This window comes from Mesorhizobium sp. BR1-1-4 (assembly GCF_020165375.1).
GTDB lineage: Bacteria > Pseudomonadota > Alphaproteobacteria > Rhizobiales > Rhizobiaceae > Mesorhizobium > Mesorhizobium australicum.
Genome location: NZ_JAIUIB010000009.1, coordinates 103474 through 123702 on the forward strand (window position 1 = coordinate 103474; position 20229 = coordinate 123702).

Genomic DNA, 20229 nt, shown 5'->3' on the forward strand with positions numbered 1-20229 from the left:
CCGTCCCGCTCACCGCATGGCGGATGTAAGGCGCGACTATACCGATTCATACCGATTTCGTTAAGCTTTCATAAATTTCGGCAGGGCTGTTGCAGAACGGTTTCACAACATCGTGACGGCCGGCGCGCCCGAACTGTCGCGCCGGCCCGGGAATCCCTGTGGCTTACGCGTTTGCGCCTCCATCGATGGTCAGCGCGGCTCCGGTGACGAACCTGCTCTCCGGTCCGGCGAGCCAGGCAACCATGCCGGCGATATCGTCAGCTTCGCCGAATCGCGGGGTGGCCATCTTCTGGCGCTGATGCTCGGCATGCGGGCCGTCGGCCGGGTTCATGTCGGTGTCGGTCGAACCGGGATGGACGAGATTGGCGGTGATGCCGCGTGACCCGAGGTCGCGGGCCAATGCCTTGGTCAGGCCGACCAGCGCCGCCTTGCTGGCCGAGTAGGCGCCCAGGCTGGTGTCGGTGACCCGCTCGGCCAGATTGCTGCCGATCGAGATGATCCTGCCGCCCTCGCCCATGTGCCTTGCCGCCGCTTTCGAGGCGATGAACGGCGCTCTCAGATTGATCGACATGGTTTCGTCGAAATCGGCAAGCGACAGCGCATCGATCGGCGCGGCGCGCCAGATGCCGGCACTGTTGACCAGGATGTCGAGCCGGCCGAAGGCAGTCACAGCATCGGCCACCGCCTGGTCTATGGCCTCGGCGTCACGGTTGTCGGCTTTAATGGCGATGGCGCGACCGCCCTTGGTCTCTATCTCGGCGACGACGGACCGAGCCTGCTCCTCGCCATGCACATAGGTCAGCGCCACATCGGCCCCCTCCGCCGCCAACCTTCGTGCAATGGCCGCGCCGATACCGCGGCTGCCTCCGGTGACGAGTGCTGCCTTGCCGTTCAAATTTCCTGATGACATCGGTTTCTCCATTTATGTAGCGATTGATACATAAATACCTGCCAGCCTTGCCTGGCCGCGTCAACTCATTTATGTATCGATCAACACAGAAAAGAGCATCATGTCGGAAAGAGGCCGTCCACGAACCTTCGATCGAACCGCGGCCTTGCGGCGCGCGATGGACGTGTTTTGGGCCAAGGGCTATGAAGGCGCATCGATCAGCGATCTCGCCGTGGCAATGGGCATAAATTCGCCGAGCCTCTACGCCGCCTATGGCAGCAAGGAGGCCCTGTTCCTCGAGGCGACCGATCTCTATTCCCGCGTTGAGGGCGCCGACATCTGGCTCGCGCTGGAAGAGGCGCCAACGGCGCGGCTTGCGATCGAGCGGTTCTTGCGCCGGACCGCGAAGGCCTATTCGCAAAGCGATCGTCCGCAGGGCTGCCTGATTACGCTGGGTGCGCTGCACGAAGACTCGAGCCGGGGCGCGATCTGCGCGGATTTGCGGCGCCGGCGCGCCGAGAATCTCGCCGCGCTGAAGAAGCGTCTGGAGCGCGGCGTGGCCGAAGGTGAATTGCCTGCCGACTTCGATTGCCGTGCAGCCGCGACCTTTTTCGCAACGGTCCAGCATGGCATGTCGATTCAGGCGCGTGACGGCGCTTCCCGCGCCGCCCTGATGGCGACGGTAGCCGGGGCAATGGCCGCTTGGAAGGCCATGGCCGGCACCATCGAGGCGTGACAAACACCATCCGTTGTGCTCGAAATCCGACTTGCCAGCAAACTTGCGGCCGGAGGGAACCACGTGAAAAAAGGGTATCGCGAACTGCTGGATGAAGCCAATGCCGAGATCGAAGTGGTTTCGCCCGAGGAAGCGGCAGGGCTGCTTGAGGACGAAGACACCATCTTCGTCGATCTGCGCGATCCTCGTGAAATCGAACGCGACGGCAGAATTCCCGGCGCCAAGCACGTCACGCGTGGCATGCTGGAGTTCTGGATCGATCCCGAAAGCCCCTACCACAAGCCTTTCTTCGCTTCCGGAAAAAGCTTCGTCTTCTTCTGCGCCGGCGGCTGGCGTTCAGCGTTGGCTACCAAGACGGCGCAGGACATGGGTCTTTCCCCGGTCAAACACATCCTCGGCGGCTACACGGCCTGGAAGGCTGCCGGACTGCCTGTAGAGCCCGGAGACAAGAAGAAATAGCCTGAGTGCCGCTCAGTGGAGCAGCGACGGGTTCTGCTGCATGGTCACGAAGCCGACGGCGCGTTCAACCACGCCCTTGTCGGCCAGAATGCGGCGATGGCCGAGCCCGTCGGCCCAGTGCAGCCGTACATGGTCGCCGGCGCCGGCATAGCGTCGTGCATGTTCAGCCGGCACCTCCCGGTCGTCGGGCGCGTGGATGACCAACGTCGGCACGGGCGCCTGGGCGAGCTGCCGGTCACCGGTGAATTCGTGCAACGGCCGGCCGGAGAGATATTCGACGCGGTCAGCCATGGCGACCTGCGAGCGGGGACCGACATTGAGCATGCGGCTGAAGTCGGCGAAGATTGCCGGCAGCGAGCTTGGTGCCGCGATCAGCACAAGACGTGCGGCCGACAGCGGCGGGATGTCCTTGACGGAGCCGGCGATGGCATTGGCGGCAACGGCGCCTCCGAAGGAATGGCCGACGGCAGCCACGAACGGCCCAAACCATTCGCCGGCCACTCTTGCGGCTTCGACGGCATTGACCATGTTCAGGTGCCTGCCCTGCGAATGGCCATGACCGGGAAGATCGAGCGAGACGACCTTGTAGCCGGCGGCGCGAAAACCTTCGATCAGCACGCGCATATATTCGGTACGCGAGCGCCAGCCATGGATGACGAGGACGGTGCCGGCGGACTCGCGGCCCGGCTCGGGGCGGAATTCATGAACCATGACGCAGCCGGTCGCGGTCTTCAGCCGATGATGCCGCGCCTCGGCCATGAACTCCGCGGCGCGGTCGATGGCGCGACGCTCGCCGTCGGTCAGTGTCCTGGTGCTTGGCGTACGGCAGAACAATTCGAAAGCCGCGCGCCCGGTGATGCGCGGCGCGACATGTTCGGCCGCACCAAACACACCTCGGATGACCTTCAGCCCGAATGATGCCATAGTCAGAATCCATCCATACGTTCAAGCATGAACATAATAGTTCAAAGATGAACAATAAACAAGAGCTACCCTGGGACAACCCGCGTTTTCGCAACTGGGTCGCGGTGGCGCGCGCCTGCCATGTGCTGGAGCGCACGCTGGCGGTGAAACTTGCGCCGCTCGACCTTAAGCCGGCGCAGCTCGACGTGCTGATGAACCTCTACCGCCACCCGGGCATGTCGCAGCACGACCTCGCCCGCAAGCTGCTCGTGGGCCGCTCCAACATCACCATGCTGTTGCCGCAGTTGGAGACGCGTGGCCTGCTGCGGCGCGAAGGCGATGAGAAGGACAAGCGCATCTTGCGGCTTACGCTGACCGAAGCCGGCGAGGCGCTGCTGATGCGGGCGTTGAAAGTGCATATGGCGCTGATCGAGAAGGCGATGAGCCAGTCGACGCCGGAACAATGCGACATGATCGGCGAGCAGATGCGCAAGATCTATGACGTGCTGAACGAGGCGTGATCGCGCTTCCAGGCGATCACCACATCGACTTCTTCGCCCGCTCCGGCCACTCCCTGTCGTAGGTTTCGCCGTCGATATTCTTGCGGCTGGTGATTTCCAAAATCCTTCCGGGTGTCGGCAGCGACTTCGGGTCGACATGCTTGGCAGGGTTCCACAGTTCCGACCGCACGATGGCGCGAGCGCACTGGAAATAGACCGAATCGACATCGATCACGGTGACCGAACGCGCAGGCTTGCCGTCGACCATGAACGACGCGCACAACGCTGGGTCCGTGGTGATATGGGCCCGGCCGTTGATGCGCAGCGTCGTGCCGGAGCCCGGCACCAGGAACAAAAGGCCGACGCACGGATCCCTGATGATGTTCTTCAGCGAATCGGCACGGTTGTTGCCGCGCCGGTCCGGCATCATCAGCGTTTTCACATCGACGATGCGCACGAAGCCCGCGAGATCGCCGCGCGGCGAACAATCCAGCCCCTCCGGGCCGCTGGTGGCTAGCGCGACAAAGGGCGAGGCTTCGATAAAGGCGGCGTATTCGGGAATGACATGGTCGAGTTCCTTGACCGCCGAGGCCTCGCCCGGCAATCCGTAAAGGGCTTCGAGTTGTTCGACTGTGGTGATGACCGACATTTTTTTCCGTCTCCCGTTCCGCCCCCTACGCCCGATCGGTGACGTTTTGACGACGCAATGGCGGCTAACGATCGCGGCTCAGGCCCTTCTCGTCGAGTTCCGCGAGATAGGCATTCCAGCGCGCATCCTTCTCATGGCCGAGCGTGTGCAGGTAATTCCAGGTGAAGATGCCGGTGTCATGGAAGTCGTCGAAGGTGATTCGCACCGCATAGTTGCCGACCGGCTCGATCTTCAGGATGGCCACATCGCGTTTGCCGGGAACCGTCACCCGCTGTTCGGGCGAATGGCCCTGCACTTCCGCCGACGGTGAGGCGACGCGCAGCAGCTCGGCCGGCAACTCGAACGGCTGGTGGCCGGGAAAGGTCACGGTGAGCAGCTTGCGGTCCTTGGAGACCCTCAGTTCTTTCGGAGCCGTCATGATCGATCCTGCCTGAATTTGCCCTTCCCTACGCTGCTTCGCGCCAAGCGAAAAGGTATGGGATCGTGCCGACACGCAATGTCGGTCGCGGAATGTTACCAAAGATCGAGGTCGGCTATCTTGAATGGCGGGCTGGATCGTATCACATAGCTGTATATAACGGCGCCGTTAACGGCCACGGAAACGCTCGAACATGAACATGATCGACCCCTTCGGTCGCACGATCAGCTATCTCAGAGTGTCGGTTACCGACCGCTGCGATTTCCGCTGCACCTATTGCATGGCCGAGGATATGGCCTTCCTGCCCAAGAAAGACCTGCTGTCGCTGGAAGAACTCGACCGGCTCTGCACCGTGTTCATTGAAAAGGGTGTCAAACGGTTGCGCCTCACCGGCGGTGAGCCGCTGGTGCGCAAGAACATCATGCATCTGGTGCGCCAGCTTTCCCGGCACCTTGACAGCGGCGCACTGGAAGAACTGACGCTGACCACCAACGGTTCGCAGCTTTCGCGCTTCGCCGCGGAACTCGCCGATTGCGGCGTCAAGCGCATCAATGTTTCGCTCGATACGCTCGATGCCGACAAGTTCCACGCCATCACCCGCTGGGGTCATCTCGGCAAGGTCATGGCGGGCATTGATGCCGCCCAGGCGGCTGGATTGAAAGTCAAGCTCAACGCGGTGGCGCTGAAGGATTTCAACGACGCCGAGCTGCCCGAAATGATGCGCTGGGCGCATGGTCGCGGCATGGACCTTACCGTCATCGAAACCATGCCGATGGGCGAAATCGACGCCGATCGCACCGACCAGTACTTGCCGCTGTCGCTGCTGCGCGCATCACTCGAGCGCCAGTTCACGCTGACCGACATTCCGTTCAAGACCGGTGGCCCGGCCCGCTATGTCCAAGTCGCCGAGACCGGCGGAAAACTCGGCTTTATCACCCCGATGACGCATAATTTCTGCGAAAGCTGCAACCGGGTCAGGCTGACTTGCACGGGCACGCTCTATATGTGCCTTGGCCAGGAAGACGCGGCCGACCTGCGTGGCCCGTTGCGTGCCTCCGAAGGCAATGAACTGGTTGCCGACGCTATAGACGAAGCCATCGGCCGCAAGCCGAAGGGCCATGACTTCATCATCGACCGCCGCACCAGCCGTCCGTCGGTGTCTCGGCATATGAGTGTCACCGGCGGCTGACCTCGTCGCCTGTCCGTGCGAGAATGCCGTGCAATCATCGGCTTCGGGGCAAGGCATGCGACGGCTCTACTCAATCGTCATATCTCTTGCCGCGGTCTCGGCGAATACCGCGTTTGCCGCGCAATCCACCTACGTGAACGAGCGCTTCGGCACCGTTTGCACCTTCCCCGACGATATCTTCACCGATCGCCAGCCCGAGCCTGAGAATGGCGACGGTCAGGTATGGCTGAGCGCGGACGGCGCCAGCCTGACATGCTCCGGCATCCTCAACATTGACCATGAGACGCCGAAAGACTTTGTCGTCGGCGAAAAGGCGAGCAAGGAGCCTGGCTACAAGGTCACCTACGGCAAGGCCGGCAAGGATCGGGCGGTCCTGTCGGGCGTGAAGGACGGAAAGATTTTTTACGAGCGGCGGCTGTTTGGCGGGGATGGCGTCATCCGCACGATCTGGATCGACTATCCGCCGGCGCTGAAATCGAAATATGACCCGCTGGTCGGCGCCATCGCTGGCAGCCTCAAGGGGCCATGAACCGTTCGAGCCAAGAGTATTTTAGCCACACCGCAAACAAATCTCTGTCGGCAAATGTCGGTCTGATTTACTGGTCATGGTTTCCCGCCTACCCTCCGTTCCGTAGCGATTCATCGCATTTTCGGGGGATTACATCATGCGCAAACTTCTTCTCGCTTTCGCCTTGCTCGGCTTGGCTGCCCTGCCGGCGGCTGCCCAGTCGATCGGCGGCACTTACACCGTTGCCGGCACCAATTTCGATGGTTCGTCCTATGGCGGCGAAGCCACCATCACGCTGACCAGCGGCACCACCTGCACGATCCACTGGGAGACCGGCGGTTCTTCTTCCGATGGCATCTGCATGCGCAACGACAACGCATTCTCCGCTGGCTACGAAATGGGCAAGGATATCGGCCTCGTCGTCTACAAGGTCGAGGATGACGGGTCGCTGCATGGTCTGTGGACCATCGCCGGCAAGGAGGGGAACGGCACCGAGGTGCTGTCACCCAAGAAGTAGACAATCCCTCGTCCGCACCGTGTCGGGAGGCGTTGCCGCCTTCCGACAGAATTCATACCTCGTCCGGGATGGTTTCACGCCGGCGAAGATGGATATCGGGTCCTGGCCCAGCCCTTTGCCGTTGCTGTCTCGTGGCGGGCTGTTACAGCCTTGCTTGCCAAAGCAACCGGTAGATGTCTTGCCCCTTTCCCCAAATCTTCGCGGCGCGTTGTTCATGGTGGTAGCGATGGTTGGCTTCACGCTCAACGACGCCATCACCAAATACTCTTCTGAGTCGATGAACATGGCGCAGGTCATGTTGATCAGAGGGGCGTTCGCCTCGCTGTTCGTCGGTCTGCTGGCTTGGCAACGTGGCGCACTTTTTCAGCCGCGCCTGATGCTGCAGCCGCTGGTGGCGGTCCGTGTCCTGGGCGAGGCGGGCGCTACGGTGTCCTTCCTGGTCGCGCTCGCCCATTTGCCGATCGGCAGCGTTTCGGCCGTTCTGCAAGCGCTGCCGCTGGCGGTGACGATGGGCGCGGCGCTGTTTTTCGGTGAAGCGGTCGGCTGGCGGCGCTGGCTGGCGATCGCCATCGGGTTTGCCGGGGTCATCATCATCGTGCGGCCGGGTTTCGAGGGCTTCAGCATTTACTCGCTGGTGGCGCTGGCATCCGTCGCCTGCTGCACGGTGCGGGACCTTGCCACCAAGCGCATCCCCCAGGCCATCCCGACGATGCTGGTCTCGACCGCCACCGCGCTGGCCATGACCGTAGTCGGTGCGTTTTTGTTGACGCCGATGGGTGGCTGGACACCGATGACCGGCAAAAGCACGGCGCTGCTGGCGCTGGCCGCGGTGCTGGTGCTCATCGGCTACCAATTCATCATCATGGCGATGCGATCGGGTGAGATCTCCTTCATCGCCCCGTTCCGCTACACGGCGCTCCTCTGGTCGATACTGCTTGGCTTGATTATTTTCGGTGACATACCGGACGTGCCGATGATTGGCGGCGCGGCAATAGTTGTTGGCTCGGGTCTCTATACGCTTTATCGCGAGCGGATGGTCGGCCGGCGAAAGATCGTCGCCGAAAGCACCGGCCCGGCCATGGCGCCGGAAGGACTCTAGCACCCCCTTGAAGCCGCTTGCGATTTCCGCGGCTGGCGTACAGGCTGGATAGCATGAAGCGGGATATTGCTGGGCTCATCCTGGCAGGTGGCCAGTCGAGGCGGATGGGCGGTGGCGACAAGGCGTTGTTGCCGCTGGGCGGCGGCTGCGTGCTCGACCAGGTGCTGTCGCGATTTGGCCCGCAGCTCGAGACCCTGGCGCTCAGCGCCAATGGCGATCCGGCGCGGTTCGCCCGGTTCGGGCTGCCGGTGCTTGCCGATACCATCGAAGGCTTTGCCGGGCCGCTTGCCGGAATCCTGACCGGCCTGGAATGGGCCGCCGCCGGCACGCCTTGCAGGGCGATCGTCACAGCGGCCGGCGACACGCCTTTCCTGCCGCCGGATCTCGTTGATCGTCTTGCGGCGGCGGCGCATCAACACCCCGGTTCGATCGCCGTCGCCTCTTCGGCGGGCCGGCGGCATCCGACCTTCGCGCTGTGGCCAACCGGATGCCGCGAAGCCTTGCGGCATTTCCTGGTCGATGAGGACAACAGGCGCGTTTCGACCTTTATCGAACAACACGGCCATGTCGACGTGGAATTCCCTGTCCCGCAATCCGCCGGAATCGATCCTTTCTTCAACATCAATGTGCCGGACGATCTTGCCCAGGCTGAACAGCTGTTGCAGAGCATGTCGCCATGAACAGACGCATCTTCGGCATCACCGGCTGGAAAAACTCCGGCAAGACCACACTGACGGAAAGGCTGGTCGCGGAGCTTGTGCGGCGCGGCTGGAAAGTCTCGACGGTCAAACATGCTCATCATCATTTCGACATCGACAAGCCCGGCGCCGACAGCTTCCGCCACCGGCAGGCGGGTGCTACCGAGGTTGCGATCGTATCGGGCAGTCGCTGGGCGCTGATGCACGAATTGCGTGGCGAGCAGGAGCCGCCGCTGGACGCCATCCTGTCGCGGCTCGCCCCCTGCGACATCGTGCTGGTCGAAGGCTACAAGCGCGAATCCCACCGTAAGATCGAAACGAGGCGGCTGGAAGCGAAGGACCGGACGCCGCTTGCGGTGGATGATCCCAATATTGTCGCCGTCGCCGCGGATTTCGCCATCGCCGACCAGAGCCTGCCGGTGTTCGACCTCGATGACGCAAAATCCATAGCCGACTTCATCGAGCGTACGACCGGCCTCGTTGCTTGAGAAGTAACGTAACGGTAGAAGCCCATTACCGATTTCGGCGGTTTTGCGGTTGCTTTTTTCTTGGAAAGAGTGGGAGTATCGGCCTAGCGGGCGGTCAAAAAGCACCGCCCCACAGAGCCGTTTCGGAACGACGGCCGGGACCATAAAGAGAGGACTATCATGCGTATTGCACTGCGTATCGCGCTCGCCGCATCGGCTGCGCTGCTGACGCTCGGCGTAGCCCAGGCCCAGGAGAAGACCCTGCGGATCGGCACCGAAGGCGCCTACCCCCCCTTCAACAACCTCACCGCCGATGGCCAGCTTGTCGGCTTCGACATCGACATCGCCAAGGCACTTTGCGATGAGATGAAGGTCAAGTGCACCTTCGTCGCCCAGGATTGGGACGGCATCATCCCCGCACTTCAGGCCGGCAAGTTCGACGCCATCGTGGCCTCGATGTCGATCACGCCGGAGAGGCAGCAGAAGGTCGACTTCTCGCACAAATACTACAACACCCCGTCGGCGATCGCCGTGCCGAAGGATTCGCCGCTCAAGGGAGTGACCAAGGAAGACCTCGCCGGAAAGAATATCGGCGTCGCCACCACCACCACCCATTTCAACTATGCCTCGAAGACCTACACGGACAGCACCATTAAGGGCTATCCGAGCAGCCCCGAGGAACAGGCTGACCTCGCCAATGGCCGTCTCGACGCCATCGAGGACGATATTGTCGTGCTGCAGCAGTTTCTGGATTCGCCTGAAGGCGCCTGCTGCAAGATTCTCGGCCAGCCCTCGCCGCAACCTGTCGAAATTTTCGGACCTGGCGCCGGCATCGCCGTTCGAAAGGGCGATACCGACCTGGTCAACAAGCTGAATTCCGCCATCGACGCCATCCGCGCCAACGGAAAATACAAGGAAATCAACGACAAGTACTTCAAGTTCGACGTCTACGGCGCCGAGTCCTGATCATCATTGCCAAGGCGGCGGGGTTTCCCTGCCGCCTTGTTCATCTCGGGAGCGCCGTGGGGTAAGGCCAGTCAATGCCAGTCCAAAGCATATGGACACTGCTCAGTTGGGGACCGGAGGGCTGGAGTGACGATATTGCCTATGGTGCGTTGGTCACCATCGCGCTCGCGCTTGCAACGCTGCCGATCGGCCTGACGATCGGCTTTTTCGTAGCCTGGGCCAAGCAGTCCGAAGAACCGTCGCTGCGGCTGGCCGCCAACATCTACACCACCATGTTTCGCGGCCTGCCGGAATTGGTGACGCTGTTCCTGTTCTTCTTCGGCATGCCCATCTTGCTGCAATACGTCATCCGCCTCTTCAAGCCCGAGGCAACGATCGATGTCGACAGCTTCATCGCCGGCATGATCGTGCTGTCGCTGATCTTTTCTTCCTACGCCAGCGAGGTATTCCTCTCCGCCTTTCGCGCCATTCCGAAGGGCCAGTATGAAGGCGGCTATGCAATCGGCCTGTCGAAATGGCTTACCATGCGCAAGGTGATCCTGCCGCAGCTGCTGCGCATCGCCTTTCCCGGCCTTGAGAATTGCTGGCTGAGCCTGCTCAAGGACACCGCCCTCGTCTCGGTCGTCAACCTCGCTGAAACCCTGCGCAATGCCGGCGTGGCGGCACGTGTCACCAAGCATTCCTTCCTGTTCTACAGCGTCGCCGCACTGGTTTTCCTCGTCCTGGCGATCCTGTCCTCGATCGCAACCGGGTTCATCTTGCGCTCGCTGGGGCGGAGGGAGGCACGATGAGCGTCACGGAAGCGATCTCGGTCGACCGCCCGCCGCCGCGGGCACGCGGCTGGCCGCGCACCCGCATCGTCGGTTACGCACTCGTCGGCCTCTGGATCCTCTTCGGCCTCGGTATCCTCGCCTATCTCGCCTACGCCTGGAATGGCGAGTTCTTTGCCAGATATGCACCCGCCTATCTGCAGGGACTGTGGACCACGCTGTCGCTCGTGGCGATCTCGATGGTGGCCGGCGCGATCTTTTCGCTGCCCGTCACCTATGGCCGCATATCGAAGAACCGGTTCTTGTCTGGCCTTGCCTATTGCTATGTCTATTTCTTTCGAGGCACACCGCTGCTCGTCCAAGTCTACCTCGTTTACTATGGCTTGGGTTCTTTCCGGCTGCAGCTCGAGTCCATCGGGCTGTGGTGGTTCTTCCGCGAGGCCTTCAACTGCGGGGTGTTCGCCTTTGCGCTCAACACCGCGGCCTACCAGGCCGAAATCCTCCGCGGCGCCATCGAGAGTGTTCCCAGGGGCCAATGGGAAGGTGCTGCCTCGCTCGGCCTGCACAAGCTGCAGACGCTGCGCAAGGTCATCCTGCCGCAGGCGTTCATCGTGGCCTTGCGGCCCTACGGCAATGAACTGGTTCTGATGATCAAGGCCTCGGCCATCGTCGCCATCATCACGGTCTATGACCTGATGGGCAATGCGAAGCTTGCCTACGCCAAATCCTTCGATTTCCAGGCCTATGTCTGGGTCGCCATCGTCTATCTGGTGATGGTCGAAATCCTGCGCCATGGCGTCGAATGGATCGAGCGCAGGATCACGATCCACCTCAATCGCTGAGCCGCTCCGGATCGGCCTGTGCCAGTCGATGCCGCAGCGCGCGCCTTGACGAATTCGTCGCATGGCATAGAGCTTCCGCAGCTGAAATCTCTTTTCCGTCGGAAGGACAAGGCATGGCATCGGTGGCATTTCTCGGTCTTGGCGTCATGGGCTATCCCATGGCCGGACACCTGAAGAACAAGGGTGGCCACGACGTGACCGTCTACAACCGCACCCAAGCCAAAGCTGAGCAGTGGGTCGCCCAACATGGCGGCGGCTTTGCCGCGACGCCGGCCCAGGCCGCCGAGGGCAAGGATTTCGTTTTTTCCTGTGTCGGCAACGATGACGACTTGCGCTCGGTGACTACAGGCCCCGCGGGCGCTTTCAAGGCGATGAAGAAAGGCTCGGTCTTCATCGACAACACCACGGCTTCGGCTGAAGTCGCGCGCGAACTGGCCGAAGCCGCGCAATCGGGCGGCTTCTCATTTCTCGACGCGCCCGTCTCCGGTGGCCAGGCGGGCGCCGAGAACGGCGTGCTGACTGTCATGGTCGGCGGCGATGAGGCCGCCTTCGACAGGGCCAGGCCAGTTATCGACGCTTTTGCCCGCATGGTTGGACTGATGGGATCGGCGGGCGCCGGGCAGCTCACCAAGATGATCAACCAGATCTGTATCGCCGGGCTGGTGCAGGGGCTTTCGGAAGGCATCCATTTCGGCAAGAAGGCAGGTCTCGACATTGAGAAGGTCATCGAGGTGATTTCCAAGGGCGCGGCCGGTTCCTGGCAGATGGAAAACCGGCACAAGACCATGAATGCCGGCAAATATGACTTCGGTTTCGCCGTCGACTGGATGCGCAAGGATCTCGGCATCTGCCTTGAAGAGGCCGATCGCAATGGCGCCAGGCTGCCGGTGACCGCGCTGGTCGACCAGTTCTACAAGGACGTGCAGGCGATGGGCGGCAAGCGCTGGGACACGTCCTCGCTGCTGGCGCGGCTGGAGAAGTAGGCGCAGTGTCCCTGCCCGTTCCAGGCTGGACCGCGCAGGACATCGTCGCCCATCTGCGCTCGATCGGAACCGAGGAAACCCGCGCCGGCATGGGGCGGTTCGGTATCAACACCGCGACCGCGCTCGGTGTCGCCAATGCGGATTTGCGGCCTTTGGCGCGCAAGCTGAAACGCAACCACGAGCGATCCCTGGCGCTGTGGGACAGCGGCGTTCGCGAAGCACGGCTGATGGCGGCCTTCACCGGCGAGCCGAAAAAGATCACCATTGAAGAGTGCCGCCGCTGGGCCGGCGATTTCGACTCCTGGGAGATCGTCGACACCGTCTCGGATCTGTTCGTGGACACGCCGTTCTGGCGCCAGCTGGTCGAGGAGTTTGCCGCCGACGAGCGCGAATTCGTCCGCCGCACGGCCTTCGCGATGCTGGCATGGGCGTCAGTGCATTTGAAAAAGGAGCCGGACGCGACGTTTCTGTCCTACCTGCCGCTAGTCGAGGCTCATTCCCGCGACGAGCGCAATTTCGTCAGGAAAGCGGTCAACTGGGCGCTGCGGCAAATCGGCAAACGGTCGGTGGGTTTGCATGGCCCTGCCCTTGCCCTGGCGCAGGAACTTGCCAACTCCGCGAACAGGACGGCGCGCTGGATCGGCAAGGATGCGGTGAAAGAACTCTCGCATGCCAAAACCCACGAACGCCTCGCCACCAGAAAGACCTGACAAGGCGGGGATTGCCGCAGCCGGTTCTCGCCGACATGTGACGCGGCTCGAGCATTGACGCCACCGACAGCGGCGTCTTTACTCGCCCGCAAAGGATGCGACCATGAACCATTTCAAAGCGATCCTGGCGCTTGCGGCCGCGCTTGCACTCTCCACCGCGGGCGCTTCGGCCGAGACCACGTACATCTTCTGGAAGGATCTGCGCCCGGCGACCCAGGCCATCGCCGAAGACGCCGGCTTGCCGATGATCGCGGCGAAACTGCCGGATCATGGCGAGACACTCTCGGTCGCCCTGCACGACAAGACCATACAATTAGCCGGCTATGCATTGCCGGTCGATCGCGACGGAGATCTCGTTTATCAGTTCCTGCTGGTGCCATGGACGGGTGCGTGCAGCCACATGCCGACGCCTCCGCCCAACCAGATCGTGCTGGTCACACCAGCCCGTCCCTACAAGATGTCCGAGGCCTACCAAACGGTTGCCGTCACCGGCGCCCTGAAGCCGGACATGGAGAAGAGCCAACTGTTCATTCTCGACGGCGTCAGCGTCATCCAGTCCGGCTACACCGTGCGCAAGGCAGATGTCGTGGGCGTCGACACGGTTCCGGACTCCGTTGTGTTGCCGGTGAACTCGCCCTGGAGCTTCCTCAACAAGAAGAAGAATTGAACGGCGGGCTCAGGCCGCGTTCGCGCCCGACTCCTTGTCCAGCAGCATATAGTCGAGCGGGATTTCCGTCGTGTACTTGATCTGCTCCATGGCGAAGGACGACGACACGTCCCGGATCTCGATCTTGGCGATCAGCCGTTTGTAGAAGGCGTCGTAGGCGGCGATGTCGGGCACCACGACGCGCAAGAGGTAATCGACGTCGCCACTCATGCGATAGAATTCGACCACCTCGGGAAATTCCTGGATAACCTCGGAAAACCGGCGCAGCCATTCATGACTATGCGAATTGGTGCGGATCGACACGAAGACGGTGACCCGCACATTGACCTTCTCGTGGTCGAGAATGGCGACGCGCCGTTTGATGACGCCCTCCTCCTCCAGCTTCTGGATGCGTCGCCAGCACGGCGTGGTCGAGAGGCCGACTTTCTTGGCGACGTCGGCGACCGCGAGCGTCGCGTCCTCCTGCAGCAGGCGGAGAATTTTTCGGTCGAGGCGATCCATCGGAGGCTCCTGGTGGAATAGTTTCGCTATATTCCCTTTTATTTGGGCCATTCACAAGAAAAAAATTCTGCCGCTTGCGTCGAAAGCGAGTGTTTTCTTGCTCAATGCCTAACCGAGGCGATAGCGGATTTCCGAGCGCAGGAAAGGCAGCAAATCCATTTCAAACCACGGATTCTGCTTCAACCAGCCTGTGTTGCGCCAGGATGGATGTGGCAGCGGCAGCACTTTGGGGCCGACGGAATTCTCCCAGATGGCGCGCCAGTCCATCACCGTTTCCGTCAGCGAGGCGCGCCGCGCCGCGCCCATATGCCAGGTCTGCGCGTAGATGCCGATCGTCAGCACCAGGTCGATCCTCGGCATCAGCGCCATCAAGGGCGCCCGCCAGGCCGGGGCGCATTCGCGCCTCGGCGGCAGGTCGCCGCCCTTGGCGTCCTGTCCCGGAAAGCAGAAGCCCATCGGCACGATGGCAAATTTCTCGATGTCGTAGAATTCGTCGCTTGTCACATCAAGCCAAGTCCGCAAACGGTCGCCCGAAGCATCGGTGAAGGGCATGCCCGACAGATGCACCTTGGTTCCGGGTGCTTGGCTGGCGATCAGGATGCGGGCGCTGGAAGAGGGTCGTAGCACCGGACGCGGCTCATGCGGCAGCGGCTTGCCGATGGGATTGTCCGCGCAGATGCGGCAAGCGCGGACCGTCGTGGCGAAGCTGTCCAGTTCCACGCTCAAGCAGCGGCACTCGGCCGGCTGGAGATTGCCTGATGCCAACGCGACACATTGGTGCATTCCTCTGGCACCTTGATGCGTGCCGGCTTCATGAAGTCGATTGCGATCAGCCCTGTGATGTCGGCAATGGAATAGCTGTCGCCGGCGACGAATTCACGGCTGCCGAGTTCAGCATCGAGCAGCATGAGAAACTCCACCGCCTTCGGCTTGTTGGCCTCACCCCATTCGGGGACCTGCGGAATTTCCCATTCCTTCATGGCGGGATGGACATGGCGGAAAGCCTGCGTGACGCTGCTGAGCAGGTTGAATTCCATTCGCCTCTGCCACATCTCGACCTGCGCCTTGCCAAGCGCGCCGTTTCCGAACAATGCCGGCTCGGGATGGAGTTCCTCGAAATAGCGGCAGATGGCGACGGATTCGGTGAGGATGGTGCCATCATCGAGTTCCAGCACCGGCAGGCGCCGCAGCGGGTTGCGCGAGCTTATTGGCTGCTGCTTGTGTTCCAGCGCGCCCATGTCAACGGGCACCAACGGAACCGCGATCCCCTTCTCGGCGAGAAAAACCCGAACCCGCCGAGGGTTGGGTGCCCGGCCGCCGTCGAACAGCTTCATTTCGATCCTCCTCTTCCTTCCGCCAGACACGCTTCACCAGAAGCGAAAGATCTCGCGCGCCGCGTCGCCGATCGACGCCAGTGTGCCATGTTTTCGCTCGACGACCTCGCCGTGATGACTGTCGCGCCAGTCCTGTGGCAGGTCGAACGTGCCCGCCCAGATGCCAACCCTGGCCGCGCGGGCCGTCGCTTCCTCGCCTTCGAAAGCGCCGTAGGCAACGGCCCAGCCGGCCTCGACTTGGGCGCGGTTTAGGTCGGTGCCGCCGGCCTTGCAGTCGCCGAGCAACCGGCCATAGCGGTCGCGCTGCCAGCCGCTGCAGGTGACCGGCCTGCCTGCGATCAGCCGCACCAGCGACTGGCGCGCCAGCGTGCCACAGGCATAATCGGCGCCGTTCTTGTGGCAAGTCTGGGTGTATTCCGGGGCGTCGATGCCGCGCATGCGGATGCGCTCGGTGCCGAGCGTGATCGAATCGCCGTCATTGATGATGGCTATACCTTGCGTCTTGCGTGTCTCCACTCGATCGAGACGCGCCGCAAGCAGGATCAGCAGCCCCAGAATGATGACGGTCAGCCCGTAATCCAGCAGCTTTCGCCACGGACTTCTCGGGCGCGCTGCCGCGTACCTCGGGCGCGACCTTGGCGACCACGAACGGCTCATATGGCAAACGGTTGGTTAATCATTCGAACGTAGCTTAACACCTTGAAATCGCTGCGCGCATAAATTGAAGCTTTTGATGCCCTTGCAACGCTCGAACACGGCGGACAAGTTCATTGTGGACCGCAGGAAACGGCATCGCAACAGCGATGTCGCGCGCGCGGTGCGCAAGACGCGCGACCGTCTTTCGCAGCAGGCCGGCAATCTCGATTTCGACCGCGAGCTGCTGAAGCTCCATGCCCAGGCGATGACCAGCGGTGCCGTCGTCATCCCGATGCTCGTCCTGGCGATCGCCGCGGCCGGTCGTCTGGCCGGTGTCGGCAATGAGATCGGGCTCTGGGCGTTGTTTACGCTGACCTCTTATACGATCGTCGTTTTCATGGCGCGGCGCATCGAGCGCACGGAAGCTTCCGAACTTAACGCCTTGCAAACGCGAAGGGAATTCCTGGTCGGCCATTTCCTTTGTGGTCTGGGCTGGGCCTGGTTCGTCTGGCTGGGCTGCGGGGCCTGCGAGGTCGACCAGTTCCAGGCGGTCAAGGCGGTGGTGCTGCTGTTTGCCATGGCAGGGACGGCGCTCATGGCCTCGTCCCTGGGCGGAGCACTGCTGGCGACCTTCGCGGTTCCAGTGGCGCTCTACGCCTATGCCGCGACCAAGTCGTGGATGCCGGTCGAGGCCATCATGGCCGCGTTGCTTGTCCTGTCGCTGCCTTTCTTCGCCTATATTGCCAGTCACCTCAATCGCTTCTCCCTGCTGCTGTTGTCGTTCCGCTCCGAAAAGGACGCGCTGATCGCCGAAGTGGAGACGGCGAAGTCGATGTCGGACGAGGCGCGGCGGCGGGCTGAGGACGCCAACCTGGCAAAATCGCGTTTCCTCGCTTCGATGAGCCACGAATTGCGCACGCCGCTCAACGCCATTCTCGGCTTTTCCGAGGTGATGGCGAACGAAGTCCTCGGGCCGATGAGCAATCCCACCTATCGTGACTACGCCCACGACGTGCATGACTCAGGCCAGCATCTGCTCGACCTGATCAACGAGATCCTCGACCTATCGCGCATCGAGGCCGGCCGCTACCAGCTCAACGAGGAGCCGGTCATGTTGCTCAACATCGTCGAGGATTGCTGCCACATGATGGAGTTGAAGGCGCGCAACAAGGACATCCGCGTCATCCAGGATTTCGAACAGACATTGCCGCGGCTGTTCGCCGACGAGCGCGCCGTGCGCCAGATCACGCTCAACCTTCTGTCCAATGCCATCAAGTTCACCGCCACCGGCGGCGAAATCCGCGTCCGGGTCGGCTGGACGGCGGGCGGCGGACAATACATTTCGATCAAGGACAACGGTCCGGGCATTCCCGAGGACGAGATTCCGGTCGTGCTTTCAGCCTTCGGCCAGGGTTCGATCGCCATCAAGAGCGCCGAGCAAGGCACCGGGCTTGGCCTGCCGATCGTCCAAGGGCTGCTCGCCATGCATGGCGGCGAGTTCGAGCTTCATTCCAAGCTGCGCGAAGGCACCGAGGCGATCGCTATTTTCCCGCTGAGCCGGGTGATGGAAGAACTGCCGGCGCTGCCGACCGCGGCGGTGGCCGCGCGACGGCGGTAAGGACCCCGTAAACGCTGGTGCCGCGTGGTCAACCCCGCACAGCCGCCGCCATGCCCGAACTGGTCAGTGCCGCCGCCTTGACCAGCCCAGCCGCCAGAGCGGCTCCCGCCCCTTCGCCGTGGCCGATCCCCAGATCGAGCAGCGGACGCAGCCCGAGGTGCTCGGCCGCCCTTGCATGCGCGAACTCCGGCGACAGGCTGGCGAGAAGACAATGATCAAGGGCTGCGGGGTTCGCTGCATGCAGCACCGCCGCGGCTGCCGTTGCCGCGAATCCATCGAGCAGTACCGGTATTCGCTGCGTCCGCGCGGCAAGGATTGCGCCGGCTATCGCCGCGAACTCGCGGCCGCCCACCCGGCGCAGCGCCTCAAGCGGATCTTCTAGATGGCGGCCGTGAAAGGCCAGCGCCGCATCGACCACCTCTGCCTTGCGAGCCCGCATCGCCGCGTCGGCACCGGATCCCGGGCCAACCCAGTCGGCACCCCTGCCCCCCAAAAGCGCGGCGAGCAGGGCGGCGGCGACGGTGGAATTGCCGACACCGAAATCGCCGAGGCAAAGCAGGTCGGTGCCGCCGGCAATCGCCTCCATGCCGAAGGCCATGGTGGCGGCGCAACCGCGCTCATCGAGCGCCGCGTCCTCGGTGATGTCGCCGGTCGGGATGTGCAGGGCAAGATCGAACACTTTCAGACCGAGGTCGTTGGCAATGCAGATCTGGTTGATCGCCGCACCGCCGGCCGCGCAAAGCTCGACCGCGTTAGCGGTCGCCGCCACGGGCCTCGGCGAAATGCCTTGCCTGGCAACGCCATGGTTGCCGGCAAAGACAGCCATCAGGGGCCTGGTCACGGCAGGCGGAGCGCGACCGCTCCAGGCTGCGAGCCATGCGGCGATGTCCTCGACGCGACCAAGCGAATTCTCAGGCTTGTCGGCCTTGGCAAACAGTGTGCGCACGCGCGCTTCAGCTTTGAGGTCGGCCAATGGCAGATTGCCGAGCAGGTCGCGGAAATCGTCGAAAGGCAGTGCACTGGTCATGTCGCGAACAATCGTTGCTGGAGCAGAGGAGCGGAATAGCTGTCTTGCGTGACCGGCACAACCTCCTCGATCGTCCTTCCTGATTTGCCGCAAAGGCAGCCACGGAAGGCGCGATCGGGAGGGCTTGCATTGGCTTTGCCGTTGCACCATGTGGAGATGAAAGAGCGGATTCCGAACGGGTCCCTCGAGAGAAAGTCATGACGGCCATCGAATCTCCCTGCATCCTGGTCTGTTCGATCGATATGAAAACCGGCTTCTGCTTCGGTTGCGGCCGCACGCGCGAGGAGATCGGCGCCTGGATAGGGATGACGCCCGAGACGCGCCGCAGCGTGATGGCCGAACTGCCAGCCCGGCTCGAAACCGTCGAGCGCCGGCCGCGCCGGGAAACGCGCCGCACCCGCATGGCACGCGAACGCGACGCACTCTAGCGAGGGACGAGTGAGCAGCCGGCTGTTCTGGGTTGTGATGGCGGTGATCGGTGTAGGGGCAGCCCTGCTCATGCTCAACGATTCCGCCGGCAGCACGTTCGGCGTCGAGAATTACGATTTTGGCCGGCTGATCTGGCTTGGGGCTTTCGGCGCCCTTATCGGCGCCGGCTTGCTGCGGTCCGCTCCGCTGGGAGTAATGGCCCGCAATCTCGGCGCCTGGGCGGCTATCGTGCTCGCGCTGATCGCCGGCTATCAATATCGCTACGAGCTGCAGGACGTCGCCAGCCGGGTGACCGCCGGCCTTGTTCCCGGCAGCCCGCTGGCGCTCGGTGTCGAAGACGGCCACGCCACCGTGACCTTGGACAAGGCCGACAATGGCCATTTCGAAGCGCGCATCCTGGTCAACGGCAACCCGGTTCGCGCCGTTGTCGACACCGGCGCCACCAGCACGGTTCTGACTTCGGAGGACGCCCAGGCCGCAGGCTTCAATCCCGCGGCGCTCAACTACACGATACCGGTTTCGACCGCCAATGGCATGGCGCGCGCCGCGGCGGTCAAAACCGACGAACTGGCGATCGGCGGCATCGTGCGCAAGGATATGCCGGTGATGATCGCCGCCCCCGGCATGCTGAGCCAAAGCCTGCTCGGCATGAACTTCATCGGTTCGCTGTCGGGCTTCGACGTGCGCGGCGACCGGATGATCCTCAGGGACTGA

At 62.6% G+C, this 20229-nt stretch carries 27 protein-coding genes; 18 read left to right on the forward strand and 9 right to left on the reverse strand.

The genetic code is table 11. The features are described 5' to 3' along the window. Positions 1–163: 163 nt before the first annotated feature. Positions 164–910, reverse strand: a complete 747-nt coding sequence (locus tag LB571_RS20355; protein WP_224597431.1) for a 3-oxoacyl-ACP reductase family protein — start codon at positions 908–910, stop codon at positions 164–166. Positions 911–1010: 100 nt separating this feature from the next. Here LB571_RS20355 and LB571_RS20360 point away from each other — a divergent pair, with 100 nt between their 5' ends. Next, a complete protein-coding gene (locus LB571_RS20360; protein ID WP_140718199.1) occupies positions 1011–1625 on the forward strand; it encodes a TetR/AcrR family transcriptional regulator in 615 nt (204 codons plus the stop codon). Between the two features lie 63 nt (positions 1626–1688). Then, entirely contained in the window at positions 1689–2084 is a 396-nt protein-coding gene (locus tag LB571_RS20365; protein WP_015317866.1) for a rhodanese-like domain-containing protein, read from the forward strand. 12 nt (positions 2085–2096) lie between these two features. Here LB571_RS20365 and LB571_RS20370 read toward each other — a convergent pair whose 3' ends face one another. Beyond that, positions 2097–3008, reverse strand: coding sequence for an alpha/beta hydrolase (locus tag LB571_RS20370; RefSeq protein WP_015317865.1), 912 nt, complete (start codon positions 3006–3008; stop codon positions 2097–2099). Positions 3009–3055: 47 nt separating this feature from the next. On the opposite strand from LB571_RS20370, the gene LB571_RS20375 reads away from it, so the two are divergent. Further along, a complete protein-coding gene (locus LB571_RS20375; protein WP_140720439.1) occupies positions 3056–3508 on the forward strand; it encodes a MarR family winged helix-turn-helix transcriptional regulator in 453 nt (150 codons plus the stop codon). 16 nt (positions 3509–3524) lie between these two features. Here the strand turns inward: LB571_RS20375 and LB571_RS20380 are convergent, their stop codons facing one another. After that, the gene (locus tag LB571_RS20380) at positions 3525–4136 is read right to left on the reverse strand and encodes a pyridoxamine 5'-phosphate oxidase family protein (protein WP_224597433.1); all 612 of its coding nucleotides are present in this window, start codon (positions 4134–4136) and stop codon (positions 3525–3527) included. 64 nt (positions 4137–4200) lie between these two features. Continuing rightward, on the reverse strand, positions 4201–4554 hold the full coding sequence (locus tag LB571_RS20385) for a gamma-butyrobetaine hydroxylase-like domain-containing protein (protein ID WP_015317862.1): 354 nt from the start codon (positions 4552–4554) through the stop codon (positions 4201–4203). Between the two features lie 193 nt (positions 4555–4747). On the opposite strand from LB571_RS20385, the gene moaA reads away from it, so the two are divergent. From moaA to LB571_RS20445, 12 genes are all read left to right on the forward strand, one after another. Continuing rightward, complete coding sequence (gene moaA / locus LB571_RS20390) at positions 4748–5743, forward strand: GTP 3',8-cyclase MoaA (protein WP_224597449.1); 996 nt, start codon at positions 4748–4750, stop codon at positions 5741–5743. Between the two features lie 55 nt (positions 5744–5798). Beyond that, positions 5799–6272: a hypothetical protein gene (locus LB571_RS20395; RefSeq protein WP_224597451.1), complete on the forward strand. Its 474-nt coding sequence runs from the start codon at positions 5799–5801 to the stop codon at positions 6270–6272. Positions 6273–6408: 136 nt separating this feature from the next. Further along, positions 6409–6768, forward strand: coding sequence for a hypothetical protein (locus LB571_RS20400; RefSeq protein ID WP_015317859.1), 360 nt, complete (start codon positions 6409–6411; stop codon positions 6766–6768). 178 nt (positions 6769–6946) lie between these two features. After that, entirely contained in the window at positions 6947–7867 is a 921-nt protein-coding gene (locus tag LB571_RS20405; RefSeq protein ID WP_140619722.1) for a DMT family transporter, read from the forward strand. 53 nt (positions 7868–7920) lie between these two features. Then, positions 7921–8547: a molybdenum cofactor guanylyltransferase MobA gene (mobA, locus tag LB571_RS20410; protein ID WP_140790821.1), complete on the forward strand. Its 627-nt coding sequence runs from the start codon at positions 7921–7923 to the stop codon at positions 8545–8547. Next, the gene (gene mobB / locus LB571_RS20415; protein WP_140619683.1) at positions 8544–9053 is read left to right on the forward strand and encodes a molybdopterin-guanine dinucleotide biosynthesis protein B; all 510 of its coding nucleotides are present in this window, start codon (positions 8544–8546) and stop codon (positions 9051–9053) included. Before mobA ends, mobB begins: the two co-directional genes overlap by 4 nt. Before the next feature lie 159 nt (positions 9054–9212). Next, entirely contained in the window at positions 9213–9998 is a 786-nt protein-coding gene (locus LB571_RS20420) for an ABC transporter substrate-binding protein (protein ID WP_015317855.1), read from the forward strand. 74 nt (positions 9999–10072) lie between these two features. Beyond that, positions 10073–10789 carry an ABC transporter permease gene (locus LB571_RS20425; RefSeq protein WP_015317854.1) on the forward strand — a complete coding sequence of 239 codons (717 nt, stop codon included), beginning with the start codon at positions 10073–10075 and terminating at the stop codon, positions 10787–10789. Continuing rightward, positions 10786–11610, forward strand: a complete 825-nt coding sequence (locus tag LB571_RS20430) for an ABC transporter permease (RefSeq protein WP_224597454.1) — start codon at positions 10786–10788, stop codon at positions 11608–11610. Before LB571_RS20425 ends, LB571_RS20430 begins: the two co-directional genes overlap by 4 nt. 113 nt (positions 11611–11723) lie before the next feature. After that, a complete protein-coding gene (locus LB571_RS20435) occupies positions 11724–12593 on the forward strand; it encodes an NAD(P)-dependent oxidoreductase (RefSeq protein WP_140664534.1) in 870 nt (289 codons plus the stop codon). 5 nt (positions 12594–12598) lie between these two features. Continuing rightward, the gene (locus LB571_RS20440) at positions 12599–13303 is read left to right on the forward strand and encodes a DNA alkylation repair protein (RefSeq protein ID WP_224597457.1); all 705 of its coding nucleotides are present in this window, start codon (positions 12599–12601) and stop codon (positions 13301–13303) included. A gap of 103 nt (positions 13304–13406) precedes the next feature. After that, positions 13407–13970, forward strand: coding sequence for a DUF3299 domain-containing protein (locus LB571_RS20445; RefSeq protein ID WP_224597460.1), 564 nt, complete (start codon positions 13407–13409; stop codon positions 13968–13970). Between the two features lie 9 nt (positions 13971–13979). On the opposite strand, the gene LB571_RS20450 is transcribed toward LB571_RS20445, so the two are convergent. From LB571_RS20450 to LB571_RS20465, 4 genes are all read right to left on the reverse strand, one after another. Further along, on the reverse strand, positions 13980–14471 hold the full coding sequence (locus LB571_RS20450) for an Lrp/AsnC family transcriptional regulator (RefSeq protein ID WP_015317849.1): 492 nt from the start codon (positions 14469–14471) through the stop codon (positions 13980–13982). Between the two features lie 108 nt (positions 14472–14579). Next, complete coding sequence (locus LB571_RS20455) at positions 14580–15254, reverse strand: uracil-DNA glycosylase family protein (RefSeq protein ID WP_140720426.1); 675 nt, start codon at positions 15252–15254, stop codon at positions 14580–14582. Next, positions 15194–15805, reverse strand: coding sequence for a glutathione S-transferase (locus LB571_RS20460; RefSeq protein ID WP_140664545.1), 612 nt, complete (start codon positions 15803–15805; stop codon positions 15194–15196). Before LB571_RS20460 ends, LB571_RS20455 begins: the two co-directional genes overlap by 61 nt. A gap of 33 nt (positions 15806–15838) precedes the next feature. Then, positions 15839–16462, reverse strand: a complete 624-nt coding sequence (locus LB571_RS20465; protein ID WP_015317846.1) for a thermonuclease family protein — start codon at positions 16460–16462, stop codon at positions 15839–15841. Between the two features lie 76 nt (positions 16463–16538). Here LB571_RS20465 and LB571_RS20470 point away from each other — a divergent pair, with 76 nt between their 5' ends. After that, complete coding sequence (locus LB571_RS20470) at positions 16539–18059, forward strand: sensor histidine kinase (protein WP_015317845.1); 1521 nt, start codon at positions 16539–16541, stop codon at positions 18057–18059. Between the two features lie 28 nt (positions 18060–18087). Here the strand turns inward: LB571_RS20470 and LB571_RS20475 are convergent, their stop codons facing one another. Next, on the reverse strand, positions 18088–19086 hold the full coding sequence (locus LB571_RS20475) for a nicotinate-nucleotide--dimethylbenzimidazole phosphoribosyltransferase (protein ID WP_224597463.1): 999 nt from the start codon (positions 19084–19086) through the stop codon (positions 18088–18090). Between the two features lie 197 nt (positions 19087–19283). Between LB571_RS20475 and LB571_RS20480 the strand changes: the two genes are divergently transcribed. Then, positions 19284–19514, forward strand: a complete 231-nt coding sequence (locus LB571_RS20480; protein ID WP_041163452.1) for a DUF1289 domain-containing protein — start codon at positions 19284–19286, stop codon at positions 19512–19514. Positions 19515–19524: 10 nt separating this feature from the next. After that, entirely contained in the window at positions 19525–20229 is a 705-nt protein-coding gene (locus LB571_RS20485; protein WP_015317842.1) for a TIGR02281 family clan AA aspartic protease, read from the forward strand.